At 62.4% G+C, this 25,858-nt stretch carries 25 protein-coding genes; 6 read left to right on the top strand and 19 right to left on the bottom strand.

The genetic code is table 11. The features are described from left to right. The first annotated feature begins 47 nt into the window (after positions 1-47). Positions 48-1,271, top strand: a complete 1,224-nt coding sequence (locus tag NEZ08_RS11825; protein ID WP_298107016.1) for a bifunctional alpha/beta hydrolase/OsmC family protein — start codon at positions 48-50, stop codon at positions 1,269-1,271. 75 nt (positions 1,272-1,346) lie between these two features. Here NEZ08_RS11825 and NEZ08_RS11820 read toward each other — a convergent pair whose 3' ends face one another. Beyond that, positions 1,347-2,369 carry a zinc-binding alcohol dehydrogenase family protein gene (locus NEZ08_RS11820; RefSeq protein WP_298107014.1) on the bottom strand — a complete coding sequence of 341 codons (1,023 nt, stop codon included), beginning with the start codon at positions 2,367-2,369 and terminating at the stop codon, positions 1,347-1,349. 196 nt (positions 2,370-2,565) lie between these two features. Here NEZ08_RS11820 and paaI point away from each other — a divergent pair, with 196 nt between their 5' ends. Beyond that, the gene (gene paaI, locus NEZ08_RS11815) at positions 2,566-2,970 is read left to right on the top strand and encodes a hydroxyphenylacetyl-CoA thioesterase PaaI (protein ID WP_298107060.1); all 405 of its coding nucleotides are present in this window, start codon (positions 2,566-2,568) and stop codon (positions 2,968-2,970) included. Positions 2,971-3,027: 57 nt separating this feature from the next. Here the strand turns inward: paaI and paaK are convergent, their stop codons facing one another. From paaK to NEZ08_RS11770, 9 genes are all read right to left on the bottom strand, one after another. Next, positions 3,028-4,353 (bottom strand): phenylacetate--CoA ligase PaaK, encoded by a 1,326-nt coding sequence (gene paaK, locus NEZ08_RS11810; protein WP_298107012.1) that lies wholly within the window; start codon positions 4,351-4,353, stop codon positions 3,028-3,030. Between the two features lie 25 nt (positions 4,354-4,378). Beyond that, a complete protein-coding gene (gene paaE / locus NEZ08_RS11805; RefSeq protein ID WP_298107059.1) occupies positions 4,379-5,455 on the bottom strand; it encodes a 1,2-phenylacetyl-CoA epoxidase subunit PaaE in 1,077 nt (358 codons plus the stop codon). A gap of 2 nt (positions 5,456-5,457) precedes the next feature. After that, a complete protein-coding gene (gene paaD / locus NEZ08_RS11800) occupies positions 5,458-5,961 on the bottom strand; it encodes a 1,2-phenylacetyl-CoA epoxidase subunit PaaD (protein ID WP_298107010.1) in 504 nt (167 codons plus the stop codon). After that, positions 5,955-6,731, bottom strand: coding sequence for a 1,2-phenylacetyl-CoA epoxidase subunit PaaC (gene paaC, locus NEZ08_RS11795; protein WP_298107008.1), 777 nt, complete (start codon positions 6,729-6,731; stop codon positions 5,955-5,957). The genes paaD and paaC overlap by 7 nt, the downstream gene beginning before the upstream one ends. Continuing rightward, a complete protein-coding gene (gene paaB / locus NEZ08_RS11790; RefSeq protein ID WP_298107005.1) occupies positions 6,732-7,019 on the bottom strand; it encodes a 1,2-phenylacetyl-CoA epoxidase subunit PaaB in 288 nt (95 codons plus the stop codon). Between the two features lie 11 nt (positions 7,020-7,030). Next, positions 7,031-8,026: a 1,2-phenylacetyl-CoA epoxidase subunit PaaA gene (paaA, locus tag NEZ08_RS11785; RefSeq protein WP_298107003.1), complete on the bottom strand. Its 996-nt coding sequence runs from the start codon at positions 8,024-8,026 to the stop codon at positions 7,031-7,033. Between the two features lie 74 nt (positions 8,027-8,100). Continuing rightward, entirely contained in the window at positions 8,101-8,967 is an 867-nt protein-coding gene (gene paaX / locus NEZ08_RS11780) for a phenylacetic acid degradation operon negative regulatory protein PaaX (RefSeq protein ID WP_298107057.1), read from the bottom strand. Positions 8,968-9,351: 384 nt separating this feature from the next. Continuing rightward, a complete protein-coding gene (locus tag NEZ08_RS11775) occupies positions 9,352-9,828 on the bottom strand; it encodes a phasin (protein ID WP_298107001.1) in 477 nt (158 codons plus the stop codon). A gap of 447 nt (positions 9,829-10,275) precedes the next feature. Next, complete coding sequence (locus tag NEZ08_RS11770) at positions 10,276-10,662, bottom strand: poly(R)-hydroxyalkanoic acid synthase subunit PhaE (RefSeq protein WP_298106999.1); 387 nt, start codon at positions 10,660-10,662, stop codon at positions 10,276-10,278. A 219-nt stretch (positions 10,663-10,881) separates the two neighbouring features. On the opposite strand from NEZ08_RS11770, the gene NEZ08_RS11765 reads away from it, so the two are divergent. Together NEZ08_RS11765 and NEZ08_RS11760 are read left to right on the top strand one after the other, a co-directional pair. After that, complete coding sequence (locus NEZ08_RS11765) at positions 10,882-11,799, top strand: alpha/beta hydrolase (protein ID WP_298107055.1); 918 nt, start codon at positions 10,882-10,884, stop codon at positions 11,797-11,799. Between the two features lie 19 nt (positions 11,800-11,818). Beyond that, entirely contained in the window at positions 11,819-12,232 is a 414-nt protein-coding gene (locus tag NEZ08_RS11760; RefSeq protein ID WP_298106997.1) for a GFA family protein, read from the top strand. A gap of 229 nt (positions 12,233-12,461) precedes the next feature. Here the strand turns inward: NEZ08_RS11760 and NEZ08_RS11755 are convergent, their stop codons facing one another. The 3 genes from NEZ08_RS11755 to NEZ08_RS11745 form a co-directional block, all read right to left on the bottom strand. Then, a complete protein-coding gene (locus tag NEZ08_RS11755; protein WP_298106995.1) occupies positions 12,462-13,457 on the bottom strand; it encodes an alpha/beta fold hydrolase in 996 nt (331 codons plus the stop codon). Positions 13,458-13,544: 87 nt separating this feature from the next. Continuing rightward, positions 13,545-13,799 carry a DUF6489 family protein gene (locus NEZ08_RS11750; protein ID WP_298106993.1) on the bottom strand — a complete coding sequence of 85 codons (255 nt, stop codon included), beginning with the start codon at positions 13,797-13,799 and terminating at the stop codon, positions 13,545-13,547. A 196-nt stretch (positions 13,800-13,995) separates the two neighbouring features. Beyond that, positions 13,996-15,237 carry an FAD-binding oxidoreductase gene (locus tag NEZ08_RS11745; protein WP_298106991.1) on the bottom strand — a complete coding sequence of 414 codons (1,242 nt, stop codon included), beginning with the start codon at positions 15,235-15,237 and terminating at the stop codon, positions 13,996-13,998. A 137-nt stretch (positions 15,238-15,374) separates the two neighbouring features. Here NEZ08_RS11745 and NEZ08_RS11740 point away from each other — a divergent pair, with 137 nt between their 5' ends. Continuing rightward, the gene (locus NEZ08_RS11740) at positions 15,375-17,177 is read left to right on the top strand and encodes a gamma-glutamyltransferase family protein (RefSeq protein WP_298106989.1); all 1,803 of its coding nucleotides are present in this window, start codon (positions 15,375-15,377) and stop codon (positions 17,175-17,177) included. Between the two features lie 168 nt (positions 17,178-17,345). Here NEZ08_RS11740 and NEZ08_RS11735 read toward each other — a convergent pair whose 3' ends face one another. The 6 genes from NEZ08_RS11735 to NEZ08_RS11710 all read right to left on the bottom strand — a co-directional run bounded on the left by NEZ08_RS11735 (position 17,346) and on the right by NEZ08_RS11710 (position 24,476). After that, on the bottom strand, positions 17,346-18,101 hold the full coding sequence (locus NEZ08_RS11735; RefSeq protein WP_298106987.1) for a hypothetical protein: 756 nt from the start codon (positions 18,099-18,101) through the stop codon (positions 17,346-17,348). A gap of 77 nt (positions 18,102-18,178) precedes the next feature. Further along, entirely contained in the window at positions 18,179-21,274 is a 3,096-nt protein-coding gene (locus NEZ08_RS11730) for a multidrug efflux RND transporter permease subunit (protein ID WP_298106984.1), read from the bottom strand. A gap of 46 nt (positions 21,275-21,320) precedes the next feature. Beyond that, a complete protein-coding gene (locus NEZ08_RS11725; RefSeq protein ID WP_298106982.1) occupies positions 21,321-22,514 on the bottom strand; it encodes an efflux RND transporter periplasmic adaptor subunit in 1,194 nt (397 codons plus the stop codon). A 2-nt stretch (positions 22,515-22,516) separates the two neighbouring features. Beyond that, positions 22,517-23,218: a TetR/AcrR family transcriptional regulator gene (locus NEZ08_RS11720; protein WP_298106980.1), complete on the bottom strand. Its 702-nt coding sequence runs from the start codon at positions 23,216-23,218 to the stop codon at positions 22,517-22,519. Between the two features lie 125 nt (positions 23,219-23,343). Then, positions 23,344-23,934, bottom strand: a complete 591-nt coding sequence (locus NEZ08_RS11715; protein ID WP_298106978.1) for a thiamine pyrophosphate-dependent enzyme — start codon at positions 23,932-23,934, stop codon at positions 23,344-23,346. Then, the gene (locus NEZ08_RS11710; protein WP_298106976.1) at positions 23,931-24,476 is read right to left on the bottom strand and encodes a phosphonopyruvate decarboxylase; all 546 of its coding nucleotides are present in this window, start codon (positions 24,474-24,476) and stop codon (positions 23,931-23,933) included. Before NEZ08_RS11710 ends, NEZ08_RS11715 begins: the two co-directional genes overlap by 4 nt. A gap of 118 nt (positions 24,477-24,594) precedes the next feature. Here NEZ08_RS11710 and NEZ08_RS11705 point away from each other — a divergent pair, with 118 nt between their 5' ends. After that, positions 24,595-25,815 (top strand): cytochrome P450, encoded by a 1,221-nt coding sequence (locus NEZ08_RS11705; RefSeq protein WP_298106974.1) that lies wholly within the window; start codon positions 24,595-24,597, stop codon positions 25,813-25,815. Positions 25,816-25,858 lie beyond the last annotated feature (43 nt).

Raw genomic sequence — 25,858 nt, 5'->3', positions numbered from 1 at the left:
TCACCTCTTCCCAGACAAGGTGACGCCCGTCACGCACGGAGACGACCATGCCCACTGAACGATTTCAATTTCAGGGTTCGGAGGGCCAACAGTTGGCCGCCGCCCTGGACACGCCAGACGGGCCCGTCCGCGCCTACGCGCTGTTTGCTCATTGCTTCACCTGCGGCAAGGACGTGCTGGCGGCCAAGCGGATTGCGGTCGCGCTGGCGGCGAAAGGCCTCGCCGTGCTGCGGTTCGATTTCACGGGTCTGGGGTCGAGCGAGGGCGACTTTGCCAACTCGACCTTTTCCTCGAATGTCGCAGACCTCGTGCGCGCCGCGGATCACCTGCGCGAGGCTTATGCGGCGCCTGCGCTACTGATCGGCCACAGTCTCGGCGGCGCCGCGGTGCTGGCTGCAGCGCATCAGATCGCCGAAGCGAGGGCGGTCGTCACCATCGGCGCACCATCCGATCCCGCGCACGTCACCGGACTGTTTGCCGGCGAGGTCGAAAAGATTCGAGAAGATGGCGAAGCTGGTGTTTCCCTCGCCGGCCGCCCCTTCACGATCAAGCGCGCCTTCCTCGACGATATCGCCGAACACAACCTGATGGAGCACGTCACCAAGCTGCGGAAGGCGCTTCTCATTATGCACGCGCCAACCGACGACACCGTCGGTATCGATAACGCGACACGCATCTTTGTCGCAGCCAAGCATCCCAAGAGCTTCGTGTCGCTTTCCGGAGCGGACCATCTGCTGAGCGACCGCCGGGATTCCGACTATGTCGCCGACGTCATCGTTGCCTGGGCCTCTCGCTACCTCGATGTCAGAAAATCTGACGAATCTTCCGGTGAAAGCGACGCGAATCGCGAGGTCGTAGTGCGGGAGACCCGTAACGGCAAATTCCAGCAAGCTGTCACGGTTGGCCCGCACCAATTGCTCGCGGACGAACCCCGCGCCTCGGGCGGAGATGACACCGGTCTTGCACCCTACGACTTGCTGCTGGCGGGCCTTGGCGCCTGCACGTCGATGACTATGCGCCTTTATGCCGACCGCAAGTCCCTGCCTCTTGAGCGAACGACCGTAACACTCCGGCACAGCAAGATTCATGCAGAAGACTGCGACGAGTGCGAGACCAGGACCGGGATGCTCGACCAGATCGAGCGGGTCATCACCATGGAAGGTCCGCTCGATGCGGAACAGCGAAAGAGGCTGATGGAAATCGCCGACAAATGTCCCGTGCACCGGACGCTGAGTTCGGAGGTCCGCATCCTGAGCCGCGCTACGGATTAAATTCGTTATGCGAGACTCGGGGTCTTTACCGGCGCACGGAGCCGGCCGCCGCTCAATGGCGAAGCCGCACCCTGCCTACGGCCGAAGGATGATGCGATCATGCGAGGACCCCGCCACCGCGATGAACGCGGACCTGGCATCTTCCAGGGGATAGATCGCGCCCGGCTTGATCGCGAACGGCCTGAGGTGTCCGCTGAGAAAACCGGGAACCAGTTCGCGGAGCACAGCTCCTGACGCGACCGATGACAGAGCGAGGGAATCGATGCCGACGTAGGTGTGCTGGCCCCGGTAGAACTCGAGGATATCGAATTGCACGATGCGATCGATGGCGGCGATCAGGATTTGTCGCCCTCGCAGCGCCAGCGACTTGTGTGCTGCCTGGAAGTAGGGATCGCCGACCGTGTTGAACACGATATTAGCGCCCTTCCCGCCTGTCAGTTCGCGAACACGCGCGGCCACTTCGGTGGTCGAGGAATCGATCATTTCGACGGGGCCGTTGGCATGTCCGGGATAGGCCTCATGCTTGCGCGCCACGCCGATCACGCGGGCGCCGCGCCAACTCGCGATCTGCACAGCGGCCTGCCCGACCTTGCCGGTCACACCGAAAATCAGCACGGCCTCCTGCTTCTCCGGCATGCCTGCACGGCGAAAACCCTCAATCGCAGTGACAAAGGGCACACCTAAGCCGGCGGCTTCCGCCCACGACAGGTTTTTCGGCTTGTCCACGACGGCATCTGCCTCGACGGCAAGATGGGTGGCATGCGTGCCATCGCGCCGGATTCCGAGGTCGCCGGAGGAACCGAACACTTCGCGACCGATCATGCCGGGCGGGCCGTCGATCACGACGCCGGCGTAGTCGCGGCCCGAGGTGCGCGGAAACACCGCGTACGGCATCAAACCGGTCGCGGCCTTGATATCGGAAGGATTGACGGCCGCTGCCTTGATTTCGATCAGCACCTGATCGGCGCCACGCGACAGCACATGTCGCTCGACGACGGGCGCCACCTCGGCTGGCGTTGCCGCCTTCGCGTTCAGCCGCACACAGCGTGCTTCGACGGAAGCCAAAGAGCTAGTGGTGGTCTTATTCTCTGACGACATTTGCCGTTCCGGAAATTCAATGAGCTTCGGAGGTCGGCACCGCCGTTGACAGGCCGTCCACTGCACCCCATGACTAACGGACTGATCGTACAGCACAAGAACTTAATTCAGACAGGGCCGCATAGGTCAGGAGACCAGAGTGACCGCCCAGACCACGTTTTCCCCGGAGGAACTTGCCCGCGCCTCTGCCGAGGCGATGTGGAAGGAAGATGGCGCGAGCCAGGGCCTCGGCATGGAGATCGTCCGTGTGAACCCGGGCGAAGCCGTGCTCGCGATGACGATCCGGCCCGACATGGTCAACGGCCACGGCATCGCCCATGGCGGGTTCATTTTCCTGCTCGCCGATTCCGCCTTCGCCTTTGCCTGCAATTCGCGCAACGAGCGCACCGTGGCGGCACAGTGCAACATCGCCTTCATCCGGCCGGGCAAGCTCGGCGACCGCCTGGTCGCGACCGCTCGCGAAATCTCGAAGACCGGCCGCTCAGGCATTTACGACGTGCGCGTCACCGCCAATGATGTTGCGATCGCCGAACTGCGCGGCCATTCCCGCAGCCTTGGCGGCGCCTGGGTGCCGACGGAAAAGGCCGCTCCACCGGCCTGATACTCGAGACCTCTCGCCCAGCCGTGCTTCGAGCCGAGGGACGGGGAAAACGCCGGTTTACTCCTTCGGCCGCTTGTCGATCACACGCTTGGCTTTGCCAAGTGAGCGCTCCAGCGTCTCCGGCGCGACTGCCTTCACGCGTGCCGAAATTCCGATCGTGTTCTTGATATATTGGGTGACGCGATCGGCATGTTCGACCAGGCCGCTGCCATCCCAATGCCCATAGCGCGCTTCGGCGATCACGGTCATTTCGTCCAGCCGCCCCTGGCGCGTCAGCTCGATTACGAAGTGACCGCCGCACCAGTCATTTGCGAGCAGGATTTCCTCGATCTGCGTCGGAAACACGTTGACGCCGCGCAGGATGATCATGTCGTCGGAGCGGCCGGTCACCTTTTCCATCCGCCGCATACCGGGCCGCGCCGTTCCGGGAAAGAGACGCGTGAGATCGCGCGTGCGATAGCGGATGATCGGGAAGGCTTCCTTGGTCAACGAGGTGAATACGAGTTCGCCTTTCTCGCCGTCCGGCAAGACACGGCCGCTCTCCGGATCGATCACCTCGGGATAGAAATGATCCTCCCAGATGTGGAGGCCGTCCTTGCTCTCGATGCATTCCTGCGCGACGCCGGGACCGATCACCTCCGACAAGCCGTAAATATCGGTAGCGTCCATGGCGAACGACTGCTCGATTTCGGCGCGCATCGCATTGGTCCAGGGTTCGGCGCCGAAGATGCCGATTTTAAGCGAAGATTGCCGCGGATCGAGCCCCCTGCGTTTGAACTCATCAAGGATCGCCAGCATGTAGCTCGGCGTCACCGTAATGACATCCGGCCGAAAGTCGTTGATCAGTTGCACCTGACGCTCGGTCATACCGCCGGAAACCGGGACCACCGTGCAGCCGAGTTTTTCAGCACCGTAGTGCACGCCCAGTCCGCCAGTGAAGAGGCCATAGCCGTAGGCGTTATGGACAATCATTCCGCTGCGGCCGCCGGCGGCGCGGATCGAGCGCGCCATCACGGTGGCCCATGTCTCGATATCGGACTGAGTGTATCCAACCACGATCGGTTTGCCGGTGGTGCCGGAAGACGCGTGAACACGCACCAGTTTTTCCCGCGGCACCGCAAACATATTGAAGGGGTAGTTGTCCCGCAGATCAGTCTTGACGGTGAACGGAAAGTTGGCGAGGTCGGCAAGCTGCTTGAAGTCACCGGGATGCACGCCGGCCTTGTCGAACGCTTTTCTGTAGTGGGCCACGTTGTTGTAAGCGTGTGCCAGCGACCAGGCGAGCCGCCGCGTTTGCAACGCAACGATCTCATCGCGTGAGGCCTGCTCGGCCTCGTCCATTTCGGCACGGTAGGACCCGCTATGCTGGTCGATCGAAGCCATTGCGCCTCCGTGGTCGTCGAAATGCCTACACCTGATCGTAGTCCACGACAATACGGCCGGTCACGGGCTTGGCCTGGCAGGTGAGCACAAAACCCTTTTCAAGCTCCCAGGGCTCCAGCGAATAGTTGATGTCCATTTTCGCTTCACCCTCGACGAGCCTGGCACGGCAAGTCGAGCACATGCCGCCCTTGCAGGCGAACGGCAGATCGACGCCAGCGCGCAAGGCAGCATCGAGAATGGCCTCGCCTTCCGCGACTGGCACCTCGCGGCGCTTGCCATCAATAATCAAGGCGGCGAACGCCTTCGGCGGCGCGCTGGCGGGGACGGCCGCCTTCGGCCGCGGCTTACCGCCCAGGCCGGAAACAAAGCGCTCGATATGGATACGATCGGCGGCAATACCGATCTCGCGGCAGGTCGCCTCGATCTCGTCGCTCATTCCGGTCGGACCGCAAATGAAGAGGTGATCGATCGTAGGCGCCGGTACCAGCGAGCCCAAAAGCACCCTCACCTTGTCGCCGTCGAGCCGCCCATGCAGGATCGGAATGTCCTGCTCCTCGCCCGAGATGACGTGAAACACCGAGAACCGGTCGAGGAAGCGGTCCTTGAGCTCCTCCAGCGCCTGGCGGAACAGCATGCCGTCAGCCGAACGGTTGCCGTAGAACAGGAAAAAGCGGCTGTTTGGCTCGCGCGCCAGTACGCCCTTGATGATCGAGAGAATGGGGGTGATGCCGGAGCCGGCTGCAAAGCCGACATGGATGCGCGACGCCTCCGGCGTAGGCGCGACGCCGAAGCGGCCGGTCGGCGTCATGACGTCGATCTCATCTCCGCTTTTCAGCTCGTCCGCAGCCCAACTGGAGAACGCGCCGCCATCGACCTTTTTTACGGCGATGCGCATCTCACCGTCATCCGGCCCGGAGCAGATCGAGTAGGAGCGTCGGACCTCCTCTCCGTCCATCGTCGTGCGCAACGTGAGATATTGGCCCGGCAAGAAGCGGTAATCGTCCTTCAGCTCATCTGGAATCGCAAAGGTCAGCGAGACCGCGTCCCGCGTTTCGCGACGCAAATCCTTGACAGCGAGGCGATGGAAGCGGGGCGCCAGCATCTTCAGTGACACTTGAAATAGTCGAACGGTTCGCGGCAGCTCTTGCAGCGCCACAGCGCCTTGCAGGAGGTCGAACCAAATTCGGAAAGCACTTCGGTTTCGGCCGAGCCGCATTGCGGACAGAGGATCTGCTCGATGCCGAACAGAGCCCGTCGGGAGCTCGAGGCCTGCGGCGGCGCGATGCCGTATTCGCGCAGTTTACGGCGGCCCTCCTCACTCATCCAGTCGGTGGTCCAGGCTGGCGAAAGTACGGTGCGGACCTTCGGATCGCGAAAACCCGCGCGCTCCAGCGCAAGTCCGATTTCGACCGAGATCATGTTCATGGCCGGGCAGCCGGAATAGGTCGGCGTGATCGTCACCTCGACGCGGCCGCCGCTGATATCGACTTCGCGCAACACGCCGAGATCGGCAATCGTCAGCACGGGAATCTCGGGATCGACGACCTCCGCCGCAGCGTCCCAGGCACGCTGCCTCGTCTCGGCGAGCTCGGCCGTATCGATTACCACGACACACCCGGAAAGGTCCGCTGCATGGATTGCAGCTCGCTGAGAAGATGGCCGAGGTGCTCGCTGTGACGGCCGCTGCGTCCGCCCTTTTGCATCCATTTCGTGTCGGGCATCGCAAGCGTCGCCTCGCCGACAATGCCGGAGATGGTCCTGAGCCATTGCGGACGCAAGGCCGCCGGGTCGATCACGACACCGGATTCGACCAGCACGCGCTCGCTTTCATCGGCCTCGAACATCTCGCCGGTAAACGACCACAGGTCATCGATCGCTGCTTGCGCGCGGCCATGGCTCTCTACCGTGCCGTCACCGAGCCGGATCACCCACTCCGATGAGTGTCGCAGATGATAGGCGCTTTCCTTTTCCGACTTGGCTGCGATGGCAGCCAGCGTCGCGTCGGAAGACTTCATCATCGCGCGCCAGTAAGGATCGGCAAACGCCGCATAGAAGAACTGGCGGACGACGGTGTGGGCAAAATCGCCGTTCGGCTGCTCGACCAGCAGGAGATTGCGATACTGCCTGACATCGCGAAGATAGGCGAACTTGTCTTCGTCGTTGCCCTTGGCTTCGGTTTGCGCTGCATACGAATAAAACGCGCGCGCCTGCCCTATGAGATCGAGGCTCATATTGGCGAGTGCCATGTCTTCTTCGAGCATCGGCGCATGGCCACACCATTCCGACAGCCGGTGCCCCAGGATCAGCGCATCGTCGGCGCGGCGCAGCGCGTAGAGCACCAGCGGCGTTTCGACGACGTGAATCGAAGGCGCGGCCATCTACATATGCCCGACTTCGTCGGGCACCTCGTAAAAAGTCGGATGACGGTAGATCTTGGTTTCCGCCGGTTCGAACATCATGCCCTTCTCGGCCGGATCGGATGCCGTAATGGCGCTCGACGGCACCACCCAGATCGACCATCCCTCGCCGCGACGGGTATAGACGTCGCGGGCAGCCTGGAGCGCCAGCGTCGCATCGGTCGCATGGAGGGATCCGACGTGCTTGTGCGCGAGGCCGTTGCGGCTTCGGATGAAGACTTCCCATAGCGGGGTGTTCGGCGTGGCCATGGCGGGTCCTTTCATTCGGCGGCTTGCTGCATGGCGCGTTGCCGGCGCTTTTCCGCGTAGGCCGCGGCGGCTTCGCGCACCCAGGCGCCCTCTTCATGCGCCTTGCGCCGCGCCGCCATGCGGTCGCGGTTGCACGGGCCGTTGCCGGCGAGCACCTGCTTGAATTCGGTCCAGTCGATCGCACTGTATTCCCAGTGGCCGGTCGCTTCGTTCAGCTTCATGCCGGGATCCGGAATTGTCAGGCCCAGATATTGCGCCTGCGGCACCGTGGCATCGACGAATTTCTGACGCAGTTCGTCATTTGAGAAGCGCTTGATCTTCCATCGCGTCGAGGTGTCGCTGTGCTGGCTCGCGCTGTCCGGCGGACCGAACATCATCAGCACCGGCCACCACCAGCGATCAAGCGCGTCCTGGGCCATCGCCTTTTGCTCTTCCGAGCCGCGGCAAAGCGTCAGCATGATCTCAAAGCCTTGGCGCTGGTGAAAGGATTCCTCCTTGCACACCCGGATCATCGCGCGGGCATAGGGGCCATAGGAACAGCGGCACAGTGGGATCTGGTTCATGATCGCAGCGCCGTCGACCAACCAGCCGATCACGCCGATATCCGCCCAGGTCAGCGTCGGATAGTTGAAGATCGAAGAATACTTGGCCTTGCCGGCGAGCATCTGGTCGACGAGTTCTTCGCGGGACGACCCCAGCGTCTCGGCGGCGGCGTAGAGATAAAGGCCGTGACCGCATTCGTCCTGTACCTTGGCCAAGAGCGCGGCCTTGCGGCGCAGCGACGGCGCCCGCGTGATCCAGTTGCCTTCCGGCAGCATGCCGACAATTTCGGAATGCGCGTGCTGGGAAATCTGCCGCGTCAGCGTCTTGCGATAGGCAGCCGGCATCCAGTCGTTCGGCTCGATCCGCTCCTCGGCGTCGATCCGCGTCTGGAACTGCGCCTCTCGCGCTGCGTCCTCGACGATCCGTCCCTCACCTTCCGAGCCATTGAGCGCCTGGGTGTACATGCGCTGCTTCTCCGGCGTTGTTTCCGGCCAATATATAACCGAAAAAACAAACTACAATTCGATTTTGTAACATATTAGCTCCGGAACCGCCGGGCCAGTTCCGCAGCCGCCGCGGGCAAGGCGCCGCTTTCGCTCAGGCCCTGATCATCGAGCCACTGTTCGGAGGCCGGCAGTACCGCGCGATAGATCTCGCCGCACAACTCCCGCGCCGCGTTGCCTGGCCAGTTCCTTGGTAGCAGCGCCGAAGGCAGCAAGGGATCGCGCAGCACCACTCTCCTGTAGTGATGGATCAGCAATATCCGCGCCGTGAAGGCTTCGAGCTCCGAAAGCCTCGCCCGACGACCGAGCCAGCTTCGGAGCGGCTCGAATGTTTTCATGAACTTCAGATAGGCGTCGGCCGTGCGGTCGAGCGGCCAGCTGTCGGAGAGCAGACGCCGGCCGTTCTCGTCCTCCGCCGATACCTCTAGCCGAATAGCAGAGGCGGCCTCGTCCGGGATCGGAACGCCCGATGGGGCCAGCCATACGCCCGGCAGCGGGCTGCCAAATCCGGCATTGCGAAGCGCCTCCCGCGAGGCCTCGCGATCGGCTGCCTTGGTGATCAGAAGCAGCTCAAACCGTCCGCTCCAGTCCGATGGCGGCGGATCATAGATATGCCGCGTCGCCGCCTCGAAAGTCCGACGGCCGCGTGCCGCCAGACGATAGAAGCTGTTGCGGCCGACCTTCTCGCGCTCCAGCCAGCCGTCGGCCGCCAGCCGCGACATCGCCGTCCGCACCACGCTTCCATCGATATCGAGTGCCTGGAAAAATCCCAGCAACGTGCCGAGCCAGACCGAGCCGCCGCGCGGCACGATCGCATCGCCAAACACCGTGATGACGATTGAACCGGTGCGTGAGGGTTCACGCTTGAGCTGAGCGATGATGCGGGCAAGCGCCGGCGGCATCATCAACGCCTGGTCCGATTCCGAACTTCGTAGCATTTTGCGGCGCCACGTTTCGAACTTCGGAATCGAAAAGACACTAGCAAAACCTGTGAATCTAGTGTGGCTAGGCTTCAGAAGGCCGCATGACGAACCTGCGGCACAGATGATGCGGACTTCTCAACCGCCACACTAGCGCGTTTTTTTGCTTCACCACAATGTCCACCCTCGTTTGTCTTGTCCGGGCATAGCCGTTCGAAAACCGGCATCGCTCCCCTCGCTCATGCCGGCCGCCCGTGTCTCTCTAGACAGTGATGCGCTGAAGGCGTGGAGGCCCGGAGCTTGCCGCGCAAAAAAAGAAGGCCCGCAAAGCGGGCCTCCGAACAACACGCGCGACGAAAAGAACGATCAAGCGGTCTTGTTGTAGACCTTCGCGAAGTTGTCCTGCGCGTTCTTCGCGCCTTCGCTGACGAGCTTGCCAAGGTATTCGCTCGACGCCTTGGCGCGCGACACGATCGTCTCGCCCTGGGCGCGGAGCAGATCCGACTGGATCTGGACGGCCTCATTGATCGACTTCGCGGAAGCGAGCTTGTCGACGCCGGCGAAAAACGCCTCGGCATCCTGGTAGATCGCCTGCTGGATCGTGCGGCCGATCTTGGCGACTTCGCTGACCGATCCGGTTACGGCAGACTCGATCACTTCGCTGGCCTTCTCAGAACCGGCGTAGAAATCAGCGGCACGCTCCTTGGCGGTCTCGGCCTGCTTCTTCACGAACTCGCGCGCAGCCTCGGGAACCTCCAGGCTCTGGAAGCTCTTGAAGGCTTCGGTCACGGGGGCAAAGGCTTCTTTGAAGCTGTTCAAAACGGAATTGGTCTCTGTGGTCATCGGGCTCTCCTCATCCTCAGTGTTTGAGCTATGGGCTCACCCCGTCCATACGGCCCGGGGCAAACTCTATATGGCATAGTTAATGGTGCATCGCAACATTTATGGTGCGTCGCGGTATCACGACTTCGTGATTAACTCAATAGGAGGGCGACTTGCCGAACAGTGCTCGGAAGCAGCGGGGTCGGTGAACGGGCGAGGCTTCGCCAATTTTCGGGATTGAAGGTATTCTATTACCTTTAACAATATTTCGCTGTCGTCGTCGAATGCAATCCGGAAGAAGCCGAGGACACCCCCTCCATTTCAAAAATGCGCGAAGGAACTCGGCCTCATCTCGGGCCGCTACGTCGGGATTTGCTCGATGCGCTTCAATGCTATGCAGGTTGCGCCCTGGACCTCGGATTCAATCCGCTTCGGAATCAATACCAGACCAGAAGCGGAGGCCGGGCTTCATTTGGCCTCTCCGCCCCCAGGCGGCGGACGCTTGGTGCGCGGCGGCCGGAGGGCTTGCGAACGTCCGCCGGATGCACCGCGCGATGCGTCCTGAATCTGATGCAGGGTCGCCTTGATGTCGTTCAGTTGGCCCTCGATCGATTGCAACCGCTCGGCCATGTCGACCATCTGCGAGCGACTCGGCAGGTTCATCGAAAGTAGATATTTCTCCATGAGTTCGCCGAGCTGCTTTTGCGCGCCCGCAGTCGCTCCGCCAACCTGATCGACGACCTTGCTGAATTCCGGAGAAGCCATCGTCCGATTGGCGAAGGCGTTAAATCCCTTCTCCATTTCGCCGATCATGTTCCGCCACAGCGCGACCGGATCGTTGCTTTTGTCTGCCATGGGCGTTCTCCAGCATGACCGCGATATCAAGATCGATGGCGTCGACGGATCGACGGCCAAATTCCGCGAAACGGGAAGCCGCCAAATACCACACCTCGTGTAGGGCCGGTCAATCGCACGGCGTCAATTTTGATGCGGCTTATGCGACGCGAAAAAGCATGTCATAAAACGGCGGCACAAAGGCTCCGAACACGCCAAAAGGAAGCGCTTGAGGTGAAACTGTCCGCTCGCCAGCCGCCGCAGATGGCGCGCACCAACGGCATCGAGCTCTGTTACGAGACCTTTGGTGATCCGAACGCGGAACCCCTGATCTTGATCATGGGATTGGGCGCGCAGATGGTGATTTGGTATGACGAATTCTGCGAGCAGCTTGCCGCGCGCGGCTTTTATGTGATCCGCTTTGACAACCGCGACATCGGGCAGTCCAGCAAGCTTACCGGCGGCAAGCCGTTGGGTCCTGTTGAATTGCTCAAGCTGCGCTTCCTCAACATCCCGGTCAAAGCGCCGTACCGGCTGCGCGACATGGCCGAGGATACCGTCGGCCTGATGGACGCGCTTGGCATCGACTCGGCTCATCTGGTCGGCGCATCCATGGGCGGCATGATCGCCCAGGAGATCACGATCTCGTTTCCACAACGGGTGCGGTCGCTGACCTCCATCATGTCGACCACGGGAAATCCGAGGATTCCCGGGCCGACGCGCGAAGCCATGGCCATCCTGATGGCACCGCCGCCGAAATCAAAAGAGGAGTATATCGCGCGGTTCGCCCAGGCCTGGAAATTCCTGCGCGTTGGCTCCTTTCCGGAAGACGAAGCGTACGATCGCGCACTCGCCGAACGCACCTTCGCGCGCGGTCTCAATCCGGCCGGCGTCGGCCGCCAGCTCCGCGCCATTCTCGCCTCCGGCAGCCGCAAGGAAAGGCTGAGCACAGTCAGGACGCCGACCCTCGTCATTCATGGCACCGTCGATCCGTTGGTGCATCCCGCGGGAGGCAAGGACACTGCCGCCGCGATTCCGGGCGCGAAGCTGCTCATGATCGAGCGCATGGGCCATGCATTGCCAATCCCGATGTGGCCGCAGATCATCGATGCGATCGACAGCCATGCGCGTGGCGCATCGGCGACAACGACACAGTAAATCGAACGGGAGAATGCAAATGAGACTGGAAGGCGGATGCTACTGCGGACAAGTGCGTTATGTCGCCGAGGGGGAGCCGCTTTTCAAGGGCCAGTGCCATTGCCGGGAGTGCCAGTACATCTCCGGCGGTGGTCCCAACTTCTTCATGCTGATGCCGATCAAAGGCTTCAGCTACAGCAAGCGTTCTCCCAGGAAATTCAGCCGCCGCGATCTCGAGAACGCCGTCACGCGCGAATTCTGCCCGGACTGCGGCACGCATCTGACGACACATCGCCCGGGACTGCCGGCGGTGATCGTGAAAGCCGGCACGCTCGATGATCCTTCGCTCTACGGCAACCCGCAATCGGCAATCTACACCTGCGACAAGCAGGCATTTCACGTCATTCCCGAGGGAATGCCGAGCTTCGAGAAGTTACCGCCGCAGCGGCAATAGAACCGGTGCCGGCGGACCGCCTCCGCAAAGCGAAGACCGGTTTGCCCTCGTGACAAAGGTGCCGAGCCAGACAATCATTCCCGTCTCCTCGGCGAGTCGGACGAATTCCTTGTCCGGCGCGCGGCCAAGGAGATGCATATTGCCGACCACAGGTTTGGTCGGTGGATGCAGGATCGGGCGCAGCTTCGGCGTATCCGAATCTTCTCTTCGGCATCCTGGAATGTCTGGCTTAGCCAAATCGCTTTCGCCGCCATTCGATCAGCTTGGCACTGACCTCTTCCGGTTTTTCCTGCTGCGTCCAGTGTCCGCTGTCGCGCACAAGATATTTTTCGAGATCAGGCACGATCTTTTCCATGCCGTCGGCGGCCGACGGCGGCAGCACCGCGTCATTTTCCGCCATGATCATCAGCGAGGGCACGCGAACGGTATGATCGAGTTCCGCGGATCGCTGCCAATTGCGCGACATGTTGCGGTACCAGTTGATGCCGCCGGTGAATCCCGTCCTCGTGAAGGTATCGACGAAAACTCTCTTTTCTTCCGCTGACAAAATCGGCGTGCGTGAATCGAATTTGGCATCGTATGCCGCGACCATCTGCGGAAAGGCCAGATTGGTCTTGCTCGACGCCCCGATGCCCGCGGTCGGTTGTTCAGCCGATGCGCCGCTCTGGCGCGGGAGCGGCTTGCGCATGAATGCGTCGAATGTCTGCTCGACGCGGCTGCCGAAAATTCTGTCAGGTTCACGCCCCGGGTCCTGGAACTGGACAATATACATGCTGTCGCCGAACCGCCTGCGGAATATCTCGATCGGATCGGCGGGCGCCCGCGCAGTATGCGGTGTATTGAGTCCGACGACTCCGGCGACCCGACTGGGATGGCGGAGCGCCATCTGCCAGACGACGAAGCCGCCCCAGTCGTGTCCGACAAAGATTGCCTGGTCGATTTTCAAATGGTCGAGCAGGCCGGCGAGATCGCCAGTCAAATGCTCAAGGTCGTAGGCTTCGACGGGCTCGGGCCGTTCGGTGGCGCCATAGCCCCGCTGGTCCGGCGCGATCACGCGAATGCCGGCATTGCTCAGTGCCTTGATCTGATGACGCCAGGAAAACGCGATCTCCGGCCAGCCATGGCACAAGATCATCGGCGGCCGATCGGTCTTCGGACCGGCATCGTAGAAGCCCATTCGAATCCCGTTGACGTCTGCAAATTGCAGCGGAGGCATTTCGATCATGGCTTTTTCCTGGTCGGCGGCGCGCATCATGGGCCAAGGTCCCGCGGACGAAGCGGTCTTGGCGGATGCGTGCCTCGCCGGGCGAGGTCATTTCTTGTCGGGCGCCCGCGGACTGCCAAGACCCGTCATGGCGGCGAACATGTCGCTGAACCGCTCGGCAAATTTCGGGTCGAACGAAAGCCAGCTCTGCATCAACGCTTCGGGCGAGACCTTCTGGATGTTGTCCAGCATCTGGTTCTGGAGCCGCTCCATCACCGCCGTCTGCATTGGCTGTACGTCCGGAAGCCCGAAGAACTGCCTCGCCTCCTGCGGCGTGCAGTCGATTTCAACGTTAACCTTCATGCGCGCTCCCAAATGCATTCGACCCGCACCAGTGTCCGGGCTCTGACATTCGTACCATATCGCCGCGAGTTCCTTTACGAATGTCAGGCCCCAGGGGACACTGGCAAGCCTCGAGTTACAGTGCGGCTTTGGATGCCCAGACTATCGCCGCCGGAGCCATGGGAGCAAGCCGTCCGAACGATGGCAAGGCGGATGCCTAACCGAAGCGCTCGGCGGCAAACGGACGAGGATCGGCAAAGGGCGTTGCGCCCGTCATCATTTCCGCCAGCAGCCGGCCGCTGACGGGACCAAGCGTCAGCCCGTGGTGCTGGTGGCCGAAGTCGAACCAGAGTCCCGCGTGGCGAGGCGCCTGCCCGATGACCGGCAGCATGTCGGGCAGGCACGGCCGTGAGCCCATCCACGGCTTTGCTTCGACCGGCTCGCCCAGCGGAAACAGGGCGCGGGCTCGCGGCAGGGCTTGCTTGATCTGCGTCGGTCTTGGCGGCGCGTCCCGCCGAGCGAACTCCGCGCCCGTGCACAGGCGAATGCCCTGGTTCATCGGCGCGATCAGAAAGCCGAGATCGGAATCCAGAACAGGTTGGTTGAGGACGGCGTTGCCGCCTGCCTTCAGATGCAGATGGTACCCGCGCTTGACTCCCAGCGGGATGGAATAGCCCAGCGGGCGGAAGACCAGATCAGACCAGGGGCCGAGGGCGACCACGACCTCGCGCGCGGATGCACCCTTGATGCGCCAGCCGCCGGCTTCCTGCGCAAGCGTTCGCGCATCCGAGACGACGAAGCGTCCACCGTTGCGGATAAAGAGTGCGGCATACGCCTTGGCGAGCGCGCCGGGATCGGTGATGGATCCCGGAGTCGGGAAATAGACCGCGCCGGCAAAATCGCCCGCCAGGTGCGGCTCGCGCGCGGCAACCGATTTGGCGTCGAGGATCTCGGTAGGGACACCATATTGGCCCGCCCGTTCGGCGTCCTGCACAGCCTTGGCGAGGCTTGCATTCGAACGAAAAAGTTTGAGCCAGCCGGTGCGGCGCAACAGCTCGCCGGCGCCTGCTTCCGCGATCAGCGCTTCATGCTCGACGAGGCTCCGCTGGATCAGCGGCAACACGGCCATCGCGCTGTGCTGGGCCCGCTCCGGCGAGGACGCCAGGTAATAACGCAGGATCCAGGGCAGGAAATCGGCCATGTCGGAAAGGCGGTAGCGCACCGCGGGCGAGCGATTCAGCGCATATTGCAGGACTTGGCCAAGGTCGCGCGGGAACATGTAGGGAAAGACCGAAGCGCATTCGATCACGCCCGCATTGCCGTAGCTGGTCTCCTCGCCAGCGCGCGCATGCCGATCGACCAGAATGACGTCGCGCCCGAGCTTTTGCAGGTGCAGTGCCGCGCCGACGCCGACCATGCCGGCGCCCAGCACAAGAACATCGGCCTTTGCTTGCGGCATCCACCATTCCCCTCAAGTCGGCGCAATCCACGAAGCCGCCACTGTTCAACTTGGTCAGGACCTGTTGGCACAGCGCCGCACCTGTGGTCAATTGCGGCCCCGTCCACCCAACAAGAAGCTCAAGAAGCACGGATCCCATGAGCCACATCAATCCCAACCCCTTCACCACCCGCCCCGAGATCGAGGGCATGTTTGGCGTGGTGACCTCGACCCACTGGATCGCAACTGCGGTAGGCATGGGAATCCTGGAAAAAGGCGGCAACGCTTTCGACGCCGGCGTCGCCACCGCATTCACCCTGCAGGTGGTCGAACCGCATCTGAACGGTCCCGGCGGCGATGTCCCGATCATCGTGCATGATGTCAAGCGCGCGCGCACCGAAGTGATTTGCGGCCAGGGTCCCGCGCCGTCGCGCGCCACCATCGCTCATTATAGGAGCGAGGGACTTGAAATGGTGCCCGGAACCGGGCTGCTCGCGGCCTGCATTCCCGGCACCTTCGAATCCTGGATGCTGCTGTTGCGCGACTACGGCACCATGCGATTGCGCGACGTGCTGGAACCGGCAATCGCTTACGCCCGTGACGGCTATCCGTTTCTGGAACGTGCGGCAGCGACCATCCAGACCGTCGAGCAATTATTCCGGAAATATTGGCACACGTCAGCGGCCGTCTACCTGCCCAACAACGAAGTGCCGAAGCCCGGCGCGCTCTTCACCAACGCCAAGCTTGCTGAAACCTATACGCGCATCCTCAGAGAGGCCGAAAGCGCCGGCGGCAATCGCGAAGCGCAGATCGAGGCCGCGCGCAAAGCGTGGTCGAAAGGTTTCGTCGCCGAAGCCATCGACAGGTTCTGCCGCACCCAGGAAGTGATGGACGTCAGCGGATCGCCGCACCGCGGCGTGTTGTCTGCGGACGACATGGCGCGCTGGCAGCCGACCATCGAGGCGCCGCTGACCTATGACTACGGCAACTACACCGTCTGCAAGGCGGGCGTCTGGAGCCAGGGTCCGGTGATGCTGCAACAGCTCGCGCTGTTGAAAGGTTTTCAGCTCGACGGGCTCGACCCCACCTCGCCGGAATTCATCCACACGCAGATCGAATGCGCCAAGCTGGCCTATGCCGATCGCGAAAAATTCTATGGCGATCCGAAATTCACGGAAGTTCCGATCGCGACGCTCTTGTCGGATGCCTACAACACCGAGCGCCGCAAGCTCATCTCGGACCAGGCTTCGCTCGATTTCATTCCGGGCTCGGTCGAGGGTTTTGGCGGGGTGGTGAAAGTTCGCCGCCAGGAAGGGAGCCGCGAAGCGGTCGGCGCGATGGGCGCGGGCGAACCGACGGTCGGTCGGATGGGCGAAGTCAACGGCGACACCGTGCATTTCGACATCATCGACCATGCCGGCAACATGATTTCAGCGACGCCCTCCGGCGGCTGGCTGCAGTCGTCACCCGTCATTCCCGAACTCGGCTTCTGCCTCGGCAGCCGCGCGCAGATGTTCTGGCTCGAAGAAGGCCACCCCGCTTCGCTCGCGCCGGGCAAGCGCCCCCGAACGACGCTGTCTCCGACCATGGCGCTGCGCGACGGCGAAGCGTACCTGTCGTGGGGCTCGCCCGGCGGCGACCAGCAGGACCAGTGGATCACGCAATTTTTCCTGCGGCACGTTCATGCCGGGATGAATTTGCAGGAGGCGATCGACGCGCCGGCGTGGCACTCCGAGCATTTCCCGATCTCGTTCTGGCCGCGCACCGCGCGCCCCGGCGTGATGGTGGTCGAAAACCGCGTGCCCAGGGCCGCGATCGATAACCTGCGCCAACGCGGCCACATCGTCGAGGTCGGTCCGGCCTGGTCGGAAGGCCGCCTCACCGCGGCCTCGAAGATCGGCCGTCGCCGCCGCGCCGCCGCCAACGCCCGCGGCATGCAGGGTTACGCCGCCGGACGCTGACGCCGGCGCGCTCAACTCAGCGCAACGCCGCCATTGCGAGGAGCGCAGGCGGCGAAGCGATCCAACATCTTCTCCAGCAATCCGGATTGCTTCGAGAAGCCCGTGACCGGGCGCCCTTTCGAGCGACCCGTTGGCTCGCGATGACGGAAGGAAATCAGTCCGGCCGTATCAAACCACCAGCTCCCGACTCACCCGCCGGCAGTCCATCTCGAATTCAAGATCGACCACCGGCGGGCGGGCGAAGTGCCATGTGAGACCCGATCGCGCCGCACCCCGGCGCACGAGTTCTTCCGCCATGACGGGATGGAAGTCATGCACCGTGTAGGCTTGCGACGCGGTCGTGTCCTGCCAGCCAAAGCCGAACTCGGCGAGCCGGCTTTCCATTTCGCGCGCTGTAAAACCCACCTTCTCCTTTAGCCCCTCCGGGCTGAGATCGCGGTAACGCACGATCCGCTCGGGATAGCTACCGGCACCGCTGCGCGCCTCCGCACCGCCGGCAATGACAAAATCGGGCTTCGCGGCGCGGCCTGGTCCCTCGATCGGGCGAACGAACGAGAAAGCGTGGAATGACGGCTCAGCGGGCGGATCGATCTCAGGGCAAACATTGCTGCGCGCAACCGGGTTGCTGATGCCGTCGAAGATGCCCCACTCGGCCAGCGTCTTCACATAATGCTGGTTGAAGGCAAGAAATCCGGCCTCGGTAAACGCCGCCGGCGAGCGCAGCTCGCAAGCGCAGAATGAGGTCAGCTTCTGACCCGCGGCCTGGATATACTTCGACGCCTGCGCGAACCCCTCCGCGAGCGGCAGCAGGCGATCGAAGCGCACGCGCTCGATGTGGAAGCCGGCAAGAGCGCAGACGCCGCTGGAATACTGGAACACGGCCGGAATGAACCGGTAATTGCCGGGGGCAAAATCCCGCGTCATGAACGGCGCTCCTTGAACTTGGAGCGCCATTCCATCATTTCGCAGCCAGCGAGTCCACCGGCCCTCTCAACGGCGGCTCACGTCGGCTTCAGCGCCTTCGCTCCAGGATCGAAATCGGCGATCTCCCTGGCGCGCTCGGATTCGGCACCGGCGCGATGGTCAGTCGCGATCCAGACATAGACCGCCGGCAGCACGAACAGCGTGAACAGCGTGCCGATGGTCATGCCGGCAACGACAACAAGACCAATCGAAAAACGGCTCGCCGCGCCTGCACCGCTTGCGGTGAGCAGCGGCAACAGGCCGGTGACCATCGCTGCCGTCGTCATCAGGATCGGACGAAGCCTGACCCGCGCCGCCATCTCGATCGCGGAACGGCGGTCGAGGCTCTCGTTGAGCTGAAGTTCCTTCGCGAATTCCACCATCAGGATGCCGTGCTTGCTGATCAACCCGACCAGGGTCAACAAGCCGACCTGGGTATAGATGTTTATCGTCGCCACGCCGAAGAACAGCGGAAGCATGGCGCCAACGATCGCCATCGGCACGCTGATCATGATGACGAGGGGATCGCGCAAGCTTTCGAACTGCGCCGCCAGCACCAGGAAGATGATGATCAGCGCGAAACCGAAGGTGATCGCGAGCTGATTGCCTTCCTGCACATATTGCCGGCTGTCGGCGAGGTAATCGTGGCTGAAGCCCGCCGGCAGCTTTTTCGCTTCCCCTTCCAGGAAGTCGACCGCCTGACCGACCGTCACCCCGGGCATCGGCACCGCCTGGAATGTCGCCGAGTTGAGCTGATTATAATGGGTCAGCGCGTTGGGATCGGTCCCGGTCTCGATCGACACCACCGTCGAGAGCGGGATCTGCTGGCCGGTCGGCGTCGACAGATAATAGTTGCCGAGCGACTCCGGAGACAACCGGCTGACGCGCGGCACCTGCGGGATCACCTGGTACGATCGCCCTTCGAGATTGAAGCGGTTCACGTAGTTGCCCCCCAGCATGGTGGCGAGCGTATTGCCGATGCTCTGCATGGTGAGGCCGAGATCGCTGGCTTTCGAGCGATCGACCTTGATCCGCACGACCGGCTGGTTGAAATCCAGATCGCTGTCGGAAACGATGAACAACCCGCTCTTGCGTGCTGCGTCCTTCAGCTTGGCCATCTGTTCATAGACCGACTGGAAGCTGTTGGTCGAAGAGATCACCATCTGCACCGGCAAACCGCCCGGACCTCCCGGCAGTGGCGGCAGGTTGAACGCAAAGGCGTTGATGCCCTCGATCTTGCTGAGCTCCGCCTGCACCAGCGGTTTCAGCTTGATCGATGATCGCTTCCGCTCATCCCAGGGCGTCAGCAACATGCCCGCGATGCCGCCCTGCGGACCGTTGATGCCGTTCAGGACGAAACGCAAATCGGTTTCCGGGAACTTGGCGAAAGCCTTGTCGAGCTTGTCGCTGTAGTAATTGAAATAGTCGATATTGGCGTATTTCGGCGCCTTGGTCACCGCGAACACGATGCCCTGATCCTCTTCCGGTGCGAGTTCCTTGGAGGTGTGCATGTAGAGGAAGCCGACGAGTCCCAGGATCGTGAGCGCGAACAGTCCGGTGATCGGGCGATAATCCAGCGAGCGATCGAGCAGCCGGCCATAACCGCGCGTGACCGCGCCGAAAATCCGGTTCACGAGCCGGGCAAACCGGCCGTCTTCCGCGCTCTTGAGAAAAACCGAACACATCATCGGTGACAGCGTCAAAGCGATCACACCGGATACGATCACCGAACCTGCAAGCGTGAAGGCGAATTCGCGGAACAAAGAACCGGTAAGGCCGCTGAGGAAGCCAATCGGCGCGTACACGGCAGCGAGCGTAATGGTCATGGAGATGACGGGCCCGACGATTTCGCGCGCACCGATCATCGCCGCCTGCACCGGCGGCTTTCCTTCCTCCAGATGGCGGTGGATGTTTTCGACCACGACGATGGCATCGTCGACCACAAGACCGATCGCCAGCACCATCGCAAGCAGCGTCAAGAGATTGAAGCTGAAACCGGCGATCAGCATCAGGCTGCACACACCGATCAGCGACAGCGGAATGGTCACGACCGGGATCAGCACCGACCGGAACGACGCCAGGAACAGGAAAATCACGACGACGACGATGAGGACGGCTTCGCCAAGCGTCTTTTCCACTTCGTCGATCGACGATTGAATGAATTTGGTGGAATCGTAGGCCACCTTCATCTTCATCGAAGGCGGCAGGTTGCGCTGAAGCTCCGGGAACAGCGCGCGCACGCCCTTCACCAGCGTCAGCGGGTTGCCCGTGGGCGTGGCTTGCACGCCGATGAAGATCGCATGTTCGCCGTTGAAGGCGACGCTGGCGTCGGTGCTTTGCGCGGCAAGCTCGACGGTTGCGATATCCTCAATCCGGACGAAGCCGCCGTCCTTGGACTTGACGATCATCTTCTTGAATTGATCGAGATTTTGCAGGTCCGTGTTGGCCGAGACGTTGGAAACGATGAAGTAGCCCTTGGCCTGGCCCGCAGCCGCCTGGAAATTATTGGCGGCAATCGCCGCCTGCACATCGATCGGCGAAACGCCGCGGCCGGCCATGCGAACGGGATCGAGCCACAGCCGCATCGCGAAGGTCTGCCCGCCGAGAATATCGGCCGAGGCGACGCCATCGACCGTCGAGAGCTGGGGCTGCACCACGCGCGTCAGATAGTCGGAGATCGCAGAACCCGACAGCACCTCGGAGGAGAAGCCGAGATACATGACGGCCGTGGTCTGGCCCGTCGTCTTGGTAACGATCGGGTCGTTGGATTCTTTGGGGATCAGGTACTTGACCGAGTTCACCTTGGCGAGAACTTCGGTCAGCGCCTGGTTCGGATCGAAGTTCAGCTTGATGTAGACCTGGATCGTGCTGGTGCCGAGCACCGACGACGACGTCATGTAGTCGACGCCTTCGGCGGAGGCGACCGCCTGCTCGATCGGCGTGGTGATGAAGCCTTGGATCAGATCAGCGGCCGCGCCGGGATACACGGTCGTGATGTTCACCACCGTGTTCGACAGCTTCGGATATTGCCGGATCGGCAACACGGTTGCGGCGCGCAAGCCGATCAAGAGGATCAGCAGGCTGACGACGACCGACAGCACCGGCCGCTTGATGAAAATGTCGGTCCAGATCATCGGACAGCTCCGATCCTTGAATTCGAGGGCGCGCGATGAGTGGCGATCAGTAGCGCGGCGGTTTCGCCGGAATCGGCGGCGGCGGATCGGTCGAGATCGCGACCGCAGCACCGGATTGCAGCTTCAGCTGGCCGACCGCGACCACGCGGTCCCCCGGCTTGAGCCCGTCGAGGATTTCGGCGCGTCCGTCGATACGGTCGCCGGTCCGCACGAAGGTGCGCACCGCGGTCAGGCTGGTCTTGCCGTCATCCTCCTTCTTCTCGGTAATGCGGAAGACGGAATCGCCATAGAGCGTGTAGTCCACCGCGGTCTCGGGCACGGTGATGACCGGCGGCTTGTCCGGCAGCACCACCGTGGTGGTCGTGAACATGCCGGGTTTCAGGATCTTGTCCGGATTGGCGATCGTCGCCTGAACGCGAATGTTGCGCGTATCAGACAGGATCTGCGGCTCGATCGTCGTGACTTTGCCATCGAAGGTGCGGCCCGGATAGGCGTCGACCGAAATCCGCACGGTCTGCCCGACCTGGAGCGCGCCGCTGTCCTTCTCCGGCACCGTAAAGTTGGCATAAAGCATCGACAGATCGGTCAACGTAACGATCTGGGTTCCCGCGCTGAGAAACTGACCGACTTCGACACGGCGGACGCCGAGTTCGCCGTCGAACGGCGCGCGCACCAGCTTTTGCGAAATCAGCGCCTCGGTCTTGGCGATGCCGGCAATGGCCTGGTCGTAGGTCGCCTGGGCGGCGTCGACCGTCGACTGCGGCCCGAACTGGCGGGCAGCCAGTTGCTTGGCGCGATCAAGCGCGAGCTGTGCACCCGTCGCCTGCGCCTTGAAGCTGGCGAGATCGCCCTGCTCGGGCCCGTCGAACAACTGGACCAGCGGAGCTCCGGCCTTTACCGAAGCACCAGGAGTGAACATGATGTCGGTGATGCGGCCGGAGACGTCGGAGGTGACATTGACCTGATGCACGGCAGCGAGATCGCCGACCGCGGTAAGCAGATTCGGAATGACTTCGGACTTCGCCTGAACCGCCGTCACCATGGTCGGCGGCGGCTTGTTGTGGGCGAAGAACTGCTTGATCATCTCGGCGCGGAAATGATTGAACCAGACCAGACCGCCGACGAGGAGCGCCAGCAGGGCGCCGACGATGACAAACCATCGTCCCAGGCGTACCGGACGTGAGTGCGGCTTCTCGCCAATGGGTTTTCCCGAGATATTGCTTTCGGTTACAACGTTCATGTTCATGCACTTTCTGCAATCGCCGGCTCCCCGGAGTCCCAGGCCAGGTCGCGGTCGAGGTAATGGGCAATCGCAGCTTCGTTCAAGCCGATGCCGCGGAGGATAAATTCGCAGAGCTGCCGATCCGACTCGGGGGCGTCGCCGTAGGAAAGGCACGGCGTCGTCGGCAGGCGGGTCAGGGTTGCCATCAATACCGCATGATGAGCGAACCAGAACAGGTTCATGGGCTCGCGGCCCACCGGTCTCGCGTCTCCGGACTGGATGGCGCGGCTTAAAGAAGCGGTGAAGGCCGAGCCGATAAGTCCGCTGATCTTCTCGTAAATCAGCCGGGCGAACTCGCCGTCGTCGAGATGACTAGCCAACATCAGGCGAAGGCGCTGGGCGTCTTCCTGATCGGGCATGGCCTCGACCTCTCGGAAATGCTGAACCATCTCACGGATCAGCGTCACCAACGTCCGCGTCGAAGGCTCAAGCTCGAGCAGGCGATGCAGCGCCGGATCGGCCGCGCACTCCTCGGCAAGAATCTCCGCGTAGAGCGCAGACTTGGTCGGGAAGTGCTTGAACAGCAGCCCCTCAGAAATCGATGCCGCCGCCGCCACGCTCTTGGTCGTCGTGCCTGCAAAGCCATGGCGCGCAAAGCAGCGCTTTGCGGCGCCCAGGATCAATTGCCGGCGCAAATCGCTGGTCATGCGGAGGGTGCTCATTCTTGTGAGTAAGCACTCACCTTTGATCTAAGTCAAGGAAATCTGCTGCAATGCAAAATTCTTGTTTGATACCCACAGGTTGCAGCGCGTCGAGATGCAGCGTCCGCTCGAGGCCGCGGGTGCCTTTAAATCGGGCTAAATCCGAGCGCGCCGCGGATCCGGTTGACGATGAAGGGGCCGTCGCGATTGGCCAAAACGCGCTCCAGGTTGGCGCTGTCGATCTTGACGCTGGCGAAGCGCGGCCCGGCCGCCACGTCCTGCATTGAGGCGGCAAACGCCTTGATCTCGGCAAGCGTCGACATCGCGCGGGAATCGCCGATGCCGCAGGCTTTGGCGACGCCGACAAGGTCGGTATTCGTGCCGGTGTGGCTCGCCTGCCCGCCGGTCTCGCCATAGACCTCGTTGTCGAGCACGATCACGGAGAGGTTTCTCGGCTGTTGCAGGCCGACGGTGGCAAGACTTCCCATGCCCATCAGCAACTCGCCGTCGCCTGTAATCACGACGACCGGCAGCTTCGGCTGGGCAAGTGCAATGCCGAGCCCGATCATGACCGCGCCGCCCATCGCGCCCCACAGATAGAAATTCCGGTCATGATCGCCGGCGGCCGCAATGTCGTAAGTCGAGGCGCCGAGACCGCCGACGACCACCGCATCCTTGCGGCCCTCAAGCAGCGCCGAGACGACGCTGCGGCGTTCGAGAAGATTTGCCCGGCTCATTTCACGAACACCTTTGCGCCAATCAAGCGTTGCGACAACAGAACGGCCGTGGGCGTACAGGCATTGTAGGCCTGCCCCGCCGCGGCCTCGACCACTTCGCGTACCTCGCCGGCATGCGAGGCACGCAAGACCTTGATGCCTGACAGTTCGAACACACCTGCGGTGGTCGAACCCATCGGCACCTGCCAGGGATTGAACTCGCCCCATTCCCCGCGCATCGTCACCAGGGTCAGGAATGGAAAACGCAAGATCTGCGTCAACGAGAACATGTTGATGCAGTTGCCGACCCCGCTCGATTGCATGAGGAGCACGCCGCGCTGACCGCCGGCCCATGCGCCGGCCAGCAGCGCCACACCCTCTTCTTCCGTCGTCAACGGCACCGCCCGCATGGAACGCTCACCCAGCACGCGCTTGATCAATTGCGCATGACCGGCGTCCGGAACGTAAGGCACCTGACGGACATCGAAGCGCTGCAAAATCTCGAAAATGTCCTCCGGCCAGGACGGCACGGTCTCGGCCGGCGATTCGTTAAGGGCGTGCATGTTTCAGTTTTCCGTTCGACATCCGCGAGTCTCTTATTGGCCGATGGACTTTAGAGAGACTGTCGCTTTTCGAAAGACCGAAAATGGCATATCGGTGTTGGCACAAGAGTATGGCAGCATGAATGCGAACGCACGAGAGCTGGCTGATCGTTTCGACCTCGAGAAGCTGACGCCGGAGTTCTACGCGGATCCCTATCCGACCTATCGTGCACTGCGGGAATACGCGCCGGTCAAGCGCATGGCTGGCGGATCCTATTTCCTGACCCGTTATGACGACCTGCTCACCGCCTACAAGAACACCCGCGCCTTCTCGTCGGACAAGAAGAAAGAGTTCGCGCCGAAATACGGCGCCTCCCTGCTCTACGAGCATCACACCACGAGCCTCGTCTTCAACGACCCGCCTGCCCATACAAGAGTGCGACGGCTGATCATGGGAGCGCTGTCGCCGCGCGCCATCGCCGCGATGGAGCCCGGCTTGAGACGGCTCGTCGATCGGCTGCTCGACGAAATGGCGCGCAAAGGCGAGGTCGACCTGATCGCAGACTTCGCTGCTGCGATCCCCATCGAGGTGATCGGCAACCTGCTCGGCGTGCCGCTGGACGAGCGCGAACCGCTGCGCGACTGGTCGCTTGCGATTCTCGGTGCGCTGGAACCGGTGATCGGCCCGGACGCCTTTGCGCGCGGCAACGACGCCGTACGCGAGTTCCTTGCCTATCTCGAAACGCTGGTGGCGCGGCGCCGCGCGAAACCGGGCGACCCTGAACGTGACGTGCTGACCAGGCTGATCCTGGGCGAAACCGACGGCGAGCGCCTCACCGAGAAGGAGCTCCTGCACAATTGCATCTTCCTGCTCAATGCCGGCCACGAGACCACCACCAACCTGATCGGCAATGGGCTCGTGACACTGATCGATCACCCTACGGAAAAGGCGCGCCTGATCGAAAGCCCGGCTCTGATCAGGACCGCGATCGAGGAAATGCTCCGCTACGAGAGCTCCAACCAGCTCGGCAATCGCATGACGACCGAGCGGATCGAACTTGGCGGCGTCGAGCTTCCGCCGGGCACCTCCGTCACGCTTTGCATCGGCGCGGCCAACCGCGACGAAAGGCAGTTCGAGAACGCTGAAACCTTCGACGTGGGCCGCACGCCGAACCGTCATCTCGCCTTTGCCAGCGGCGCGCACCAATGCGCCGGCATGGCGCTGGCGCGCCTCGAAGGCGCGGTCGCAATTTCGGGATTTCTGGCGCGGTTTCCGCGTTACGCGCTGAATGGGCTGCCGGTGCGTGGCGGCCGCGTCCGTTTCCGCGGCTTCTTGAGCGTGCCGTGCCTTACCAATTGAGAGGTACGAGGCCCCAGGCCTGAATCCGGTCGGCGGCAAGGGC

The sequence above is a fragment of the Bradyrhizobium sp. genome (assembly GCF_027451485.1).
Classification (GTDB): Bacteria; Pseudomonadota; Alphaproteobacteria; order Rhizobiales; family Xanthobacteraceae; genus Bradyrhizobium.
This window is presented reverse-complemented; position numbering and strand designations above follow the sequence as displayed.

Excerpts from the sequence above, each read along its gene's own strand:
- paaC (WP_298107008.1), bottom strand. The coding sequence starts at position 6,731 with ATGGCCGCGCCTTCGATTCACGTCGTCGAAACGCCGCTGGTGCTCTAC.
- NEZ08_RS11825 (WP_298107016.1), top strand. The coding sequence starts at position 48 with ATGCCCACTGAACGATTTCAATTTCAGGGTTCGGAGGGCCAACAGTTG.
- paaE (WP_298107059.1), bottom strand. The coding sequence starts at position 5,455 with ATGCTGGCGCCCCGCTTCCATCGCCTCGCTGTCAAGGATTTGCGTCGC.
- paaK (WP_298107012.1), bottom strand. The coding sequence starts at position 4,353 with ATGGCTTCGATCGACCAGCATAGCGGGTCCTACCGTGCCGAAATGGAC.
- NEZ08_RS11730 (WP_298106984.1), bottom strand. The coding sequence starts at position 21,274 with ATGATCTGGACCGACATTTTCATCAAGCGGCCGGTGCTGTCGGTCGTC.
- NEZ08_RS11725 (WP_298106982.1), bottom strand. The coding sequence starts at position 22,514 with ATGAACGTTGTAACCGAAAGCAATATCTCGGGAAAACCCATTGGCGAG.
- NEZ08_RS11735 (WP_298106987.1), bottom strand. The coding sequence starts at position 18,101 with ATGACGCGGGATTTTGCCCCCGGCAATTACCGGTTCATTCCGGCCGTG.
- NEZ08_RS11710 (WP_298106976.1), bottom strand. The coding sequence starts at position 24,476 with ATGCACGCCCTTAACGAATCGCCGGCCGAGACCGTGCCGTCCTGGCCG.
- NEZ08_RS11740 (WP_298106989.1), top strand. The coding sequence starts at position 15,375 with ATGAGCCACATCAATCCCAACCCCTTCACCACCCGCCCCGAGATCGAG.
- NEZ08_RS11760 (WP_298106997.1), top strand. The coding sequence starts at position 11,819 with ATGAGACTGGAAGGCGGATGCTACTGCGGACAAGTGCGTTATGTCGCC.
- NEZ08_RS11820 (WP_298107014.1), bottom strand. The coding sequence starts at position 2,369 with ATGTCGTCAGAGAATAAGACCACCACTAGCTCTTTGGCTTCCGTCGAA.
- paaB (WP_298107005.1), bottom strand. The coding sequence starts at position 7,019 with ATGGCCACGCCGAACACCCCGCTATGGGAAGTCTTCATCCGAAGCCGC.
- paaX (WP_298107057.1), bottom strand. The coding sequence starts at position 8,967 with ATGCCGCCGGCGCTTGCCCGCATCATCGCTCAGCTCAAGCGTGAACCC.
- NEZ08_RS11715 (WP_298106978.1), bottom strand. The coding sequence starts at position 23,934 with ATGAGCCGGGCAAATCTTCTCGAACGCCGCAGCGTCGTCTCGGCGCTG.
- paaI (WP_298107060.1), top strand. The coding sequence starts at position 2,566 with ATGTGGAAGGAAGATGGCGCGAGCCAGGGCCTCGGCATGGAGATCGTC.
- NEZ08_RS11750 (WP_298106993.1), bottom strand. The coding sequence starts at position 13,799 with ATGAAGGTTAACGTTGAAATCGACTGCACGCCGCAGGAGGCGAGGCAG.
- NEZ08_RS11775 (WP_298107001.1), bottom strand. The coding sequence starts at position 9,828 with ATGACCACAGAGACCAATTCCGTTTTGAACAGCTTCAAAGAAGCCTTT.
- NEZ08_RS11770 (WP_298106999.1), bottom strand. The coding sequence starts at position 10,662 with ATGGCAGACAAAAGCAACGATCCGGTCGCGCTGTGGCGGAACATGATC.
- NEZ08_RS11755 (WP_298106995.1), bottom strand. The coding sequence starts at position 13,457 with ATGATCGAAATGCCTCCGCTGCAATTTGCAGACGTCAACGGGATTCGA.
- NEZ08_RS11720 (WP_298106980.1), bottom strand. The coding sequence starts at position 23,218 with ATGAGCACCCTCCGCATGACCAGCGATTTGCGCCGGCAATTGATCCTG.
- NEZ08_RS11705 (WP_298106974.1), top strand. The coding sequence starts at position 24,595 with ATGAATGCGAACGCACGAGAGCTGGCTGATCGTTTCGACCTCGAGAAG.
- paaA (WP_298107003.1), bottom strand. The coding sequence starts at position 8,026 with ATGTACACCCAGGCGCTCAATGGCTCGGAAGGTGAGGGACGGATCGTC.
- NEZ08_RS11745 (WP_298106991.1), bottom strand. The coding sequence starts at position 15,237 with ATGCCGCAAGCAAAGGCCGATGTTCTTGTGCTGGGCGCCGGCATGGTC.